General features: G+C 56.0%; 9 protein-coding genes. 6 read left to right on the top strand and 3 right to left on the bottom strand.

Going from position 1 to position 11,515, the window contains the following annotated elements:
* Window positions 1-62 precede the first annotated feature (62 nt).
* Complete coding sequence (locus tag B150_RS0109000) at window positions 63-1,568, bottom strand: CoA-acylating methylmalonate-semialdehyde dehydrogenase (protein WP_020399584.1); 1,506 nt, start codon at window positions 1,566-1,568, stop codon at window positions 63-65.
* Between the two features lie 624 nt (window positions 1,569-2,192).
* Here B150_RS0109000 and B150_RS0108995 point away from each other — a divergent pair.
* From B150_RS0108995 to B150_RS0108980, 4 genes are all read left to right on the top strand, one after another.
* The gene (locus B150_RS0108995) at window positions 2,193-3,389 is read left to right on the top strand and encodes a DUF547 domain-containing protein (protein WP_020399583.1); all 1,197 of its coding nucleotides are present in this window, start codon (window positions 2,193-2,195) and stop codon (window positions 3,387-3,389) included.
* Window positions 3,280-4,695 (top strand): DUF547 domain-containing protein, encoded by a 1,416-nt coding sequence (locus B150_RS20335; RefSeq protein ID WP_425311191.1) that lies wholly within the window; start codon window positions 3,280-3,282, stop codon window positions 4,693-4,695. Before B150_RS0108995 ends, B150_RS20335 begins: the two co-directional genes overlap by 110 nt.
* Before the next feature lie 33 nt (window positions 4,696-4,728).
* Window positions 4,729-5,940: a DUF547 domain-containing protein gene (locus B150_RS0108985; protein ID WP_020399581.1), complete on the top strand. Its 1,212-nt coding sequence runs from the start codon at window positions 4,729-4,731 to the stop codon at window positions 5,938-5,940.
* Between the two features lie 44 nt (window positions 5,941-5,984).
* Window positions 5,985-6,881 (top strand): LysR family transcriptional regulator, encoded by an 897-nt coding sequence (locus B150_RS0108980; protein ID WP_020399580.1) that lies wholly within the window; start codon window positions 5,985-5,987, stop codon window positions 6,879-6,881.
* Here the strand turns inward: B150_RS0108980 and B150_RS0108975 are convergent.
* The gene (locus B150_RS0108975) at window positions 6,878-7,672 is read right to left on the bottom strand and encodes a hypothetical protein (RefSeq protein WP_020399579.1); all 795 of its coding nucleotides are present in this window, start codon (window positions 7,670-7,672) and stop codon (window positions 6,878-6,880) included. The genes B150_RS0108980 and B150_RS0108975 overlap by 4 nt on opposite strands.
* Before the next feature lie 6 nt (window positions 7,673-7,678).
* A complete protein-coding gene (locus B150_RS20330; protein WP_020399578.1) occupies window positions 7,679-8,791 on the bottom strand; it encodes a sensor histidine kinase in 1,113 nt (370 codons plus the stop codon).
* Window positions 8,792-9,109: 318 nt separating this feature from the next.
* On the opposite strand from B150_RS20330, the gene B150_RS20325 reads away from it, so the two are divergent.
* Together B150_RS20325 and glmU are read left to right on the top strand one after the other, a co-directional pair.
* On the top strand, window positions 9,110-10,111 hold the full coding sequence (locus B150_RS20325; protein ID WP_162139677.1) for a phytanoyl-CoA dioxygenase family protein: 1,002 nt from the start codon (window positions 9,110-9,112) through the stop codon (window positions 10,109-10,111).
* 34 nt (window positions 10,112-10,145) lie between these two features.
* Window positions 10,146-11,513, top strand: a complete 1,368-nt coding sequence (gene glmU / locus B150_RS0108960) for a bifunctional UDP-N-acetylglucosamine diphosphorylase/glucosamine-1-phosphate N-acetyltransferase GlmU (protein ID WP_020399576.1) — start codon at window positions 10,146-10,148, stop codon at window positions 11,511-11,513.
* Window positions 11,514-11,515: the final 2 nt, after the last annotated feature.

Genomic DNA, 11,515 nt, shown 5'->3' with positions numbered 1-11,515 from the left:
TTTGTTATCCGCTCCCCGCAGCGGTTATGCCCGGACAGCAACTGCCGTCCGGGCACAAGAATTTAACCGTTGAGCGTGGGAATTACAAACTCTGCGCCTGAACGGATGCCCGTCGGCCAGCGCGAGGTAACGGTTTTGGTTTTGGTATAGAAGCGTACACCTTCCATGCCGTGCTGGTTAATGTCACCAAATGCGGAGTTTTTCCAGCCGCCGAAAGTGTGGAACGCGAGTGGCACAGGGATTGGCACGTTCACGCCAACCATGCCCACTTCCACACGGTTCACATATTCACGGGCGGTGTCGCCGTCACGCGTGAAGATGCTCGTTCCATTGCCAAACTCGTGGATCGACGGCAGGGTTGCCGCTTCGTCAAAAGTCTCGGCACGCAGGATTTGCAGCGTTGGGCCAAAAATCTCTTCTTTATAAGTGCGCATGCCGGGCTTGACGTTATCAAACAGCGAACCACCCATATAGTAGCCGTTCTCATAGCCCTGCATGTTGTATTTGAAGTCGCGGCCATCGACCACAACTTCCGCGCCCTCTTGCTCGGCAAGATCCAGGTAGCCGCGCACTTTCTTGAGGTGGTCCGCGGTCACGAGCGGACCCATCTCCGCGAGCGGGTCCATGGAATGACCAACCTTGAGCGCTTCAACACGGGGTTTGAGCATCTCAACCATTTTGTCAGCCACGGCTTTGCCAACCGGAACAGCCACGGAGATTGCCATGCAGCGTTCGCCAGCCGAACCGTAGGCCGCGCCCACAAGTGCGTCAGCAACCTGCTCAAGGTCAGCGTCTGGCATGATGATCATGTGGTTCTTCGCACCACCCATCGCCTGGCAACGTTTGCCGTGCGCGGTTGCGGTTGCGTACACATACTGTGCGATCGGGGTCGAACCCACGAAGGACACAGCTTTCACGCGCGGGTCGGTACAAACCGTATCAACGGCTTCCTTGTCGCCGTTCACCACGTTGAACACGCCGTCCGGCAGGCCAGCTTCTTTCCAGCAATCCGCCAGCATCAGCGGCACAGTCGGGTCTTTCTCCGACGGCTTCAGGATATAAGTGTTGCCGCAGGCAATCCCCACGCAGCTCATCCACAGCGGGATCATGGCCGGGAAGTTGAACGGCGTGATACCGGCCACCACACCAAGCGGCTTGCGCATGGAATACATGTCGATGCCGGTGGAAACGTTATCTGAGAACTCGCCCTTGATCAGGTGCGGGATGCCTTGGGCAAACTCTGCTACTTCAAGGCCGCGCTGCACGTCACCCTGCGCATCGGAAAACACTTTGCCGTGCTCGGACGCCAGCGCTTCAGCCAGCTTGTCTTTCTCGCGGTACAGAATGTGCACAAGGTTTTGCAGCACCCGTGCACGCTTCACGACAGACGTGTTGGACCATTCTGCAAAAGCCGCGTCCGCGGTTGCGATGGCGTTTTCTACTTCACCCTTGCTCGCCAGCGCTACTTTACCAGCCTGCTCACCAGTGGACGGGTTGAAGATCGGGCCGAAGCGGCCGCTGGTGCCTTCAACGACCTTGCCACCGATATAATGATGACGTTCGTACATGAGTATCCTCCAAAATGGTTATGTTTGATGCGGCTGGCAAAATGACCGCCTGCATCATGATCCTTCCCCAAAATCGCGGGCAGCATACGCTATGCGAATTTGCAGGTCACCAAGAAGTTTTGCAGCCCTTATTGTGTATTTTTGCACATTATGGATATGGCGCAGTTCACCACGATTCATGGTCAAAAGTGCTATCTGAGGGTTTGGCGAGCGAAGGTTATATAACTATAGATTAATCTGGCGCATTTTATCGGCGCGGATTGATCACGTTCGTGTGCGGAAGCGTGATGACTGTCAGGACAATAACTTACTGTTCAAAGACAACCGCAGCATAGGGCGTCCGCCAGCTCAAGGGTTTAATTTTATCCATTAATTTCAAAACTATAGCAGCAACACAGATATCTCTCTGCACGCCACGCCACCCTGCAATTTGCTGCACTCTCGACCGCAATCATAAAACTATTCCCGCTCCCGAAACCTATGAGGGAGTATTTTTCCCGCAATTCCCCTCTTGATTGACCGCCCGCGACATTCTTGCATGCTCCCCTCAAAAAAATTAGCCTCACTTGTTAGGTTTAGAACGTTCTGAATAGAACAACTTTCCATCGTTTACCGGGGGGTAATATGTTTAAAAAAGCAAAATTCTTTTTGCTGTCACTGATCGTCGTTTTCAGCTCAAGCGCCGGCTTTGCCGCACCAGATGAAAGCAAAATCCCAGAGGTCTTCAGGGGGGAACGCAAAGGCTCACCGATCCAGATCAACTATGATGACTGGAACAAGATCCTTCACTCCACCGTCGTTGAAGCCGGCATGTCTGACCGTTCCTCCGCGTCGGCACCGCAAGCTGAAACGGGCACGCGTGTCGTGCGCGGCAACACCAGTAGCACCCGCAACGAAGGCGCACGGATTGTCTTCCCGGCGTTTGCCGATGAAAAGAATGCCGCGATCGTTCTTAAAATTCGCCAGGAACTGGAAGCAGTGCCGGGTGAGGTGCCCATGCGTGAATGGACCAAGAACGAACAGCTTGCCTACTGGCTGAACCTCTACAACATCACACTCATTGACCTGATCGCCAAAGAATACCCGACCCGCAGTGTCAAGAACCTGACCAAAGGGAAAGATTCCATTTGGGCTAAAAAGGTACTGAATGTGGCCGGTGTTCCGCTGTCTCTCAACGATATTGAGGATATCCTCATCAAGAAATGGGACAGCACCCTTGTCATGTATGGCCTCTTCCAGGGCTATGTTGGCGGCCCCAGCATCCGCCGCAATGCCTACACGGGCGCAAATGTCCACAAGGAACTGGTGGACAACGCCAAAGAGTTCGTAAACTCGAACCGCGGCATGCGCACCAAGGGCTCCACACTCCAGATTTCGGAATACTATGAGCAGTTCAAACCACTGTTCCCGGACTGGAAAGAAGACCTGAAGAAGCACTTCATCAGCCTGACCGACTATGGCCTGCATGGTCGAATTCAGGGCGCCAAGAAGATCAAGGCATCCACAAGCGACTATTACATTGCAGACCTTTTTGGCGGCAGCACTCGCCACGGCACAGCGATGGCGACCAATCCCGCTGCACTCAATGATGCACGTGTGCATGTGAGCTCAGGTCAAAGTGCAGGCAATGCCTCAATGGGCATTGGCTCCTTTACCATGGAAAGCTACGCAGACTTCGGCAAGGCATCGATCGACATGCGCTTCCCGCCCCATGTGCGTGAATACATCTTCCAAATGCGGAAGAACAAATCGACGCAGGACGGCAATGTTGAAGTCGAGGAACTTGAAGAAGGTTCTTCCGAGGACCCATCACAACAATAGGCGGAGAATTGCCATGCCGCAAAAGATGAAAACCTTGCTTGTGGCGGCATTTCTGGCAGGCGGCCTCTGGTCGCCTGCTGCCCTTGCCGATGAAAGCAAGATCGCGGAAGAGTTCCGCGGCGCAACACCTGGTTCCCCTATTGAAATCAGATATGACGACTGGAACGCCATTCTGCAGGCAACGGTGCTGGATGCAGGGATGTCTAACCGTGACAGTGCGGGGTCAGCCCGAGCCGAAACCGGCACACGGGCTGTGCGCGGCAACACAAGCGATACCCGCAACGAAGGCAACCGCATCGCCTTCCCGGCTTTTACTGATCATCCGGACAATCTGGTGATGGTGCGGGAGATCAAGGAAGAACTTGCGGCCATTCCCGCTGATGTTCCCCTCAAACATTGGGATAAAAACGAGCAGTTGGCCTTTTGGCTGAACCTTTACAACATCGCGGTGATTGAAGAACTTTCGGCGGAGTATCCTATCAAGTCACTGAAGAAACTGAAATCAGGCTCCCGCAGTGACCCGGGGCTATGGGACCGCAAAGTCGTGAATGTGGCTGGCCATGCGCTCTCGCTCAACGACATCCATACCATCCTCGTGGAAAAATGGGACAGCTCGCTTGTCATGTACGGCCTTTTCCAAGGCTACGTTGGTGGGCCGAGCATTCAGAATGAAGCCTTCACAGGCGCTACAGTGCACCATCAGTTGGTGGCCGCCGCGCGGGAGTTTGTGAACTCAAACAGAGGTATGCGCCCAAAAGGCTCAACCCTGCAGATTTCCGAATACTATAAGGAAAACAAGGATCTTTTCCCGAACTGGGAAGAAGACCTCAAAGCCCACTTCGTCAGTCTCACCGACTATGGCCTGCATGAGCGCATCAAGAACGCGAAGAAAATCAAAGCCACGACTGACGATTATTATATTGCCGACCTGTTTGGTGGCACGCGCTCAAACGGCAGTGCCCTTGCCAGCAACCCTGCGGCACTCAATGACATGCTGGTGGGTGTGAACGCCGGGCAGATTGCGCCGTCAGGGTCAGCGGCCGCAGCCGGGTCTGCAGGCTCACAAAGCTCAACGCCGACACCCAATGTGAACCAACCAACGGGCGGCCTGCCAAGCGGCGGTCAAATCACGCTCGGCATTGCAGGCATGACGATGGAATCTTATGCGAGCTTCCGCAAAGCCNATATTGAGCTGCGATTTCCGCCCCACGTTGCGGAATATATCCAGCATGTGCGCAAAACCCGCGCAGCACGCGAGGGCAACGTGGATGTTGAAGATATAACCGAGGACAACAACAGAAAATAACCCAAAACCAACACAGACAGGAGACCAGACCTCATGAAAGTCACCCGGTCAAGACTTGCTGCCCTCGCACTTATGGGCAGCATCCTGAGCACGCCAATCCTGGCGGACGAAAACAACATTCCCGCGGTCTTCCGCGGGGAGACACAGGGTTCCCCCGTGGAAATCCGCTATGACGACTGGAACGCCATTCTCAAATTAACGGTCGTTGACGCCGGTATGTCAGACCGCACCAGCTCGTCAGCACCGCGCGCCACGCTCGGTACACGCACCGTGCGCGGCAACACAAGCAGCACCCGGAATGAGGGCAACCGTATCGCTTTCCCGGCCTTCGCCGACTATGACGGCAACCTCGCGGTGCTCGAGAAGATCAAGACTGAGCTGATGGCGGTGCCTGATGAAGCCCCGATGCAGCTGTGGACCAAAAATGAGCAACTGGCCTATTGGCTGAACCTCTATAACCTGACTGTCGTTATCGAGCTTTCGAAGGAATATCCGGTCCGGTCGCTCAAATCGATGCGCAAGAGTTCACGCAGTGACCCCGGACTTTGGGACCGCAAGCTCATGAAAGTCGCAGGCGTTGACCTGTCGCTCAACGATGTGCACGACATCCTTGTTGAGAAATGGGACAGTTCGCTGGTGATGTACGGCCTGTTTCAGGGATACGTGGGCGGCCCCAGCATTCAGGACCGGGCCTATACCGGCAAGAATGTTCACAAGATGCTGGTTGAAAATGCGCGCGAGTTTGTGAATTCCAACCGCGGCATGCGCTTCCGGGGCAGCACCTTGCAAATTTCTGAATACTATAAGGAAAATGAAGCGCTGTTCCCTAACTGGGAAGACGACCTTAAGAGCCATTTTGTCAGCCTGACCGATTACGGCATGCATGGCCGCATCAAAAGTGCATCCAAAATCAAGGCCACGACAGATGACTTTTATATTGCGGACCTGTTTGGCGGCACAACACGTACGGGCACAGCATCGCAAGCCAATCCGGCCGCGCTGACCACCGCCCGCATCGGGGCGAATGAAGGCGCAGAATCGCTCGGCCTCGATATCAACTTCGGCATTGGCGATTGGGATATGGCATCCTTCGCTGACTATCAGCTGGCACCAATCGACACACGTTTTCCTGAGTACACGACCGAGTTCATCCAGCAGATGCGCAAGAACAAAGCGCTCCGTCCCGGTCATGTGGATGTGGAAGAAGTGGACCAGCCCAAAGAGAAAAAAGAGGACGGGAAATAATCTTCCCGCTTTGCGAAGGTCGCGCCAACATATAGACATGGTGCATGTTTGACTGGAACGACCTTCGCTTTTTCCTTGAACTCGCGCGCCGTGGCAAGCTCGCCGCCGCAGCTCTTCGCCTTGGCGTTGACCACACCACAGTGTCCCGCCGTATCGCAGCCCTTGAAGCACAGCTTGGCGTCGCGCTGTTTGACCGCGAAAACAGATCATACCGCCTCAATGAAAATGGCCGCCGCCTGCTTTCGCATGCCGAGAAGATGGAAGCAGACTCGCTCGCGCTCATGGATGAGGTTGCCCCAAGCCTTGGTGGGCCGACAGGTGTCGTGCGCCTGGCCACGCCTGAGGCATTTGGCAGCCAGTTTCTCGCACGCCACTGCATGAGCTTTCATTCCCGCAACCCCGGCATAACCCTGGAGCTGGTGGCGGAGACCCGCTCGCTCAATTTCAGCCGGCGCGAGGCAGATGCCGCGATCACGCTCGCGCCGCCAAGTCATGGCCGTGTCGTGTCAGAGAAAATCGCCGACTACCGCTTACGCCTTTATGCTGCCCCCAGCTACCTGCAGCGCCATCCGCCCATTGTGCGGTTGCCGGACCTGAAGCACCACCATTTCATCTGGTATGTGGAAGACCTGCTGCCGCTGCCGGAACTGCAGATGCTGGATAAAGCCATCTCGGACCCGCATGTGATTTTCCGCACCACAAGTGTCACCGGCCAGGCGCATGCGGCTGAAGCCGGGCTTGGCATCGCCCTCCTGCCCTGTTACCTCGCTGACCGTATCAAAGGCCTCACACCCGTGCTACCGAACGAGCTTTCGGTGCTGCGTGATTTATGGCTGGTGGTGCATGCGGAACTGCGGCCCGAACCGCATATGGACAGGGTTTGTCAGTTCCTCTCGGGCCTTGTGGCGTCGGAACGTCGCGCGCTACTCGGCGCGCTCTAGCCCTCGCTTGTGGGCAGGTATTTCCCGTGCCCGGTTTTGCGAAACAGGTTACACAAGGGACGCAGGTTCCGGCCACATGTCAAAGCTTCCTCCCGCGTTGCCACGAAGGTTAGAAACTCCTGCGGTTCATTGCCGTTAAGACTGATCAGATTATAGCAGCGCTGCGGCATCAGGGGGTTACCCCATGCATCTGACGCACGTTCGCAAAGGTCCAGCGCATCCCGCGCGCTGTCATACAGGCCCTGCCGCGCACTGAGCTGCGCCATCTTGATCATGGAAGACCCGAGCATGGCCATCAGGTGCTTGTTGCTCTCGCCTTCCATTAACGTATTGGCTCGCGACACAAGACCCGCCACCTCTTCCGCTTTATTTTCCTCATAAATGCGGATGCTTTCCGCTGCGAGCTTCACGAACTGGTCTGGCTTGGCGCTTGGCACCAGTGCGGCCTCAATTTCCTCAATCATCGCAATTTTACGCGGCGTGCTTGAGAAGTATGGGCTGCGCTCCACAAGACCAATGCTCAGGAACAGCCACATCTGCCGGTCCCCCTTATCAAATAGAAGCGACTTCAGTTGCTTGAGCTCCACCGGCGCTGTCCGGCTGCGTTGCATCAACCGGTCGTGCAGGGCCTGCGCCTCGTTGCAGTAAGGCGCCCACGTACGGGCCTCACCGGGCGCACTGAGGCAGCTTTCCTTCTCAAACGGGGACGGTTCATCCTGCGCGGTAGCCGCAATACCGAAAGTGAGCGCAAAGCCCGCAGCAGCCGTAAATTTAAGTCTCGTCTTCAACATAATTCGTTATTCCGCGGCCTTGCCAATATTGCGCGACGCGGGAAATTTAAGGCATACGCTCGTACCCTCGCCTTTAGCGCTTTCGATAAAGATGTCGCCGCCATGCAATTGAATGAAGGTACGCACAAGCGACAAGCCAAGGCCCGTGCCTTCATGGCTGCGTGTCATCACACTTTCAATCTGGCCAAATGGCTCAAGCGCGAGTGCGATTTCCTGCTGGTGCATGCCCTCTCCCGTGTCTTTCACTACAAGGGCATAACTGCCGTCCGGCATCACCAGTGTCGCGGCGGTGACAGTGCCCCCGGCCTTGGTGAACTTGATGGCGTTTGACAGAAGGTTGAGGATCATCTGCTTCACAATGCGGCGGTCCGCCCAGATATGCTGCTCGGGCAGTATGTTCCGGTTCAGCTTCAGGCCTTTGTCCCGCGCATTGAACTCCACAATGGGCAGGCATTCCTCCATCAACTCGCCAAGACAGAATTCTTCTTCATCCAGCTCCAACTTGCCGGCCTCCACTTTCGCGAGGTCAAGAATATCGCTGATGATATCCAGAAGGAGCTTACCGCTCCGGTGGATGAGGTGGCTGTATTCCTCGTAGCGTTGCTCCCCAAGGCGGCCAAACACCTGCATGTTCATCACCTCGGAAAAGCCGATGATAGCGTTAAGCGGTGTTCTGAGTTCATGGCTCATCTTGGCCAGAAACTCGGTTTTGGCGCGGCTCGCACGCTCAGCCTCTTCCACCGCCTGCTGCAGTTGCTGCGTACGGCGGCGCAGTTCGGCTTCCGCAGCCTTGCGACGTTTGACCTCTTCTTCCCACAGGAGCGAAACCTTGAACCAACGGGACAGGCCAAGGGCGGTCAGGAACAGCCCGGGCACATAGCCAAATACTGCTACCATCAGGTTCCAGGCATCCTTGCCGGCCATGGCATCCATATGGGGTTTGAGGGCCGTTTCCTCGAGATAGTCCACTAGTGCCGCTGAACACAAAAAGAGGGACCCGAGGAGGATAAGTTTCAACCCGCGGTCGAGTCCCGTCAGCCGCCTGACCTTGGCCAGCAGCGTGATCGGCACCAACAGTACACCGATCAGGATCAGCAGGTCAGCGTGTAGAATACCCATTCAAGGTCCCTGAGTTCAGCATATCCAACGGCACCGGGCGATTTGATTTCGGGATAAATTTCATCGACCCCCCGATTTACTCTCACATAGCAGATGTTAGAGAAAATCCCCACCGCTTGTCTAACACTTCTATGCAGTTTTAGACACAACCTGCGGATATTTTTGTGAAAATGACACCTTGGCTATTCATAAACACGCCAGCATTTGTGTGCTGCGACGAATGTTCGCTTGTGTCTATTGGACTAGAAGGTAAAAGATGAATAACCACTGCTCGTCAAAAGGATAGCCGCGCCGATGCCGCGAGTGCTGAAAATATATATGTGGCCTGTTTGGTTCCTTGGTCTGTTTGGTCAGGCCAAGTCCTTCCGTGCGAACCCGATTATTGGGTCGCGCCTGTTGAACCGGCTTGGTCTGCACATGATGCGTGTTGTGCTGGCACGTTTGGTGGCGCACATCCGCTGGTTCTTCCTCATGGGCAAGATGCCCAAAAAGTTGCGTCAGGACTATGCGCGGGACGGCTTCTGTGTGGTTGAAGGGTTCCTCGACAAGGAAGAGCTTGCGGCTATTCGCGCAGAGGTCCTGTCATCTGCCGGTGAAGCACGCCAGATGGTGCAAGGCAACACAGCCACACAGCGCATTCTGCTGGATCACGCCTATCTTGCGAACAAGCCGAAGCTTCATGCCCTGAGCGAGGACCGGACCTTTGTAAACATGCTGTCGTACGCAGGCGCGAAAGCAACAGCGCCCCTTCTCTATATCCAGCGTATCCGCAATGGCCGCCTTGAGGGGGGTGCAGACCCGCAAAAAACCATGCATTCGGACACCTTCCATCCCACCATGAAAGCGTGGCTTTTCCTCGAGGATGTCACGCCCGAGATGGGGCCCTTTACCTATGTGCGCGGCTCGCACCGCCTGACACGCGAGCGTTTCAAATGGGAATATATTCGGTCCTGCAATGCCGGACGCCTGTCCGACGGCTATTCAGAGAAGGGTTCATTCCGCGCGGGACCAGAAGACCTGACGGCGATGAACCTGCCTGCGCCTGAAGGAATCACCGCCCGTGCTGGCACGCTTGTGATAGCCAACACCAACGGCTTTCACGGTCGCGGTCAGGCCGCCGCTGGCGCCAACCGGCTGGAGATATGGGCCTACAGCCGCCATAACCCGTTTAACCCGTTGCCGGGTTTCGGCCTGCCTTTCATGAACCGCATTGAACATTTTTTCCTGCACGCCTATTGGCGACATATGGATAAAAAGGCTAAAAGTCGGGGTGTTCCATCAAGCTGGCATTTAATTTCTGCACGCGAGATGTTCGACTGAACCATCACCGGCCGCTGCGTGGGGAGCGCTCATTATGCCGAAACAGGATATTGCCGTTGTTGTGCTTGCCGCAGGCAAAGGCACCCGGATGAAATCGAAGCTGCACAAGGTGCTACACGCAATCGGCGGCCAGCCGATGCTGCACCACCTTCTTGCCAGCGTAGAAAGCCTGTCCCCCGCAAAAACCGTGATTGTGGTTGGCGCGGAGCGTGAGCAGGTTGAGGCTGCCGTCGCGGATTGCGAAATCGTTACGCAATCGGAACAACTGGGCACAGGCCATGCTGTCATGATGACAAGCGAGGCACTTGAAACCTATTCGGGCGACGTTCTGGTGCTTTATGGCGATGTGCCTTTCATCCCCACCAGCCTGATGCGGGATATGATCGCCGCCAAGGCTGAGACCGAGAACACAGGGCTTGTTGTACTCGGCTTCCGGCCCTATGACCCGGCTAAATATGGCCGGCTGGTAACGGCCGCCGATGGCAGCCTAGAACGTATTGTGGAGTACAAGGACGCAAGCGAGGCAGAGCGCGCCATCACACTTTGCAATTCAGGCATGATGCTGATTGAAGGCGACAAGTTGTTCACCTGGCTGGACCGCCTATCGAACAAGAATGCCGCCGGTGAATATTACCTGACAGACCTTGTGGAAGTAGCGCGCAAGGACGGCCGCACCGTTGCGGTAGTCGAAGCGCGCGAGGAAGACGTCATGGGCATCAACAGCCGCGAAGATCTCGCGAATGCTGAAGCCGCGTTCCAAACCCGCAAACGCCGCGCCGCCATGGCTGCTGGTGTAACGCTCATCGACCCCGCAACGGTTTACTTCAGCCATGACACCAAGCTCGGCAGCGATATTACCATTGAGCCCAGTGTTTTCTTTGGCCCCGGCGTGACCATTGAAGACGGCGCGACCATCAAGGCCTATTCGCACCTTGAGGGTGTGCGCGTGCGCGCTGGCGCCGCTATTGGCCCCTTTGCGAGGCTGCGCCCCGGTGCAGACATCGGCGAAGGCGCCAAAATCGGCAACTTTGTTGAGGTGAAAAAGGCCAAGCTTGAAGCAGGCGTGAAGGTCAGCCACCTATCGTACATCGGGGACGCCTACATCGGCGCAGACGCCAACATCGGCGCAGGCACCATCACCTGCAATTATGATGGCTTCCTCAAGTTCGAGACCCACATTGGCGCGGGCGCCTTCATTGGCTCCAACTCCGCACTCGTGGCGCCTGTCAAAATTGGCGACGGCGCGCTCGTGGCGGCAGGCAGCGTGATTACAGAAGATGTCAGCGCTGATGCCCTTGCGGTCGCGCGCGGCAGGCAGGCCGAGAAACAGGGCTTCGCCAAAGAGTTCCGCGAACAGCAGGCATCAAAAAAAGCGGCGCAGGCTGCAAAGAAGGGTAAATAGAC

It is taken from the genome of Kordiimonas gwangyangensis DSM 19435 = JCM 12864 (assembly GCF_000375545.1).
GTDB classification, from domain to species: Bacteria; Pseudomonadota; Alphaproteobacteria; order Sphingomonadales; family Kordiimonadaceae; genus Kordiimonas; species Kordiimonas gwangyangensis.
This window is presented reverse-complemented; position numbering and strand designations above follow the sequence as displayed.

Bases quoted from the DNA above. Each gene is read 5' to 3' on its own strand.
- glmU (WP_020399576.1), top strand. From the start codon at position 10,146: ATGCCGAAACAGGATATTGCCGTTGTTGTGCTTGCCGCAGGCAAAGGC.
- B150_RS0108995 (WP_020399583.1), top strand. From the start codon at position 2,193: ATGTTTAAAAAAGCAAAATTCTTTTTGCTGTCACTGATCGTCGTTTTC.
- B150_RS0108980 (WP_020399580.1), top strand. From the start codon at position 5,985: ATGTTTGACTGGAACGACCTTCGCTTTTTCCTTGAACTCGCGCGCCGT.
- B150_RS20330 (WP_020399578.1), bottom strand. From the start codon at position 8,791: ATGGGTATTCTACACGCTGACCTGCTGATCCTGATCGGTGTACTGTTG.
- B150_RS20325 (WP_162139677.1), top strand. From the start codon at position 9,110: ATGTGGCCTGTTTGGTTCCTTGGTCTGTTTGGTCAGGCCAAGTCCTTC.
- B150_RS0109000 (WP_020399584.1), bottom strand. From the start codon at position 1,568: ATGTACGAACGTCATCATTATATCGGTGGCAAGGTCGTTGAAGGCACC.
- B150_RS0108975 (WP_020399579.1), bottom strand. From the start codon at position 7,672: ATGTTGAAGACGAGACTTAAATTTACGGCTGCTGCGGGCTTTGCGCTC.
- B150_RS0108985 (WP_020399581.1), top strand. From the start codon at position 4,729: ATGAAAGTCACCCGGTCAAGACTTGCTGCCCTCGCACTTATGGGCAGC.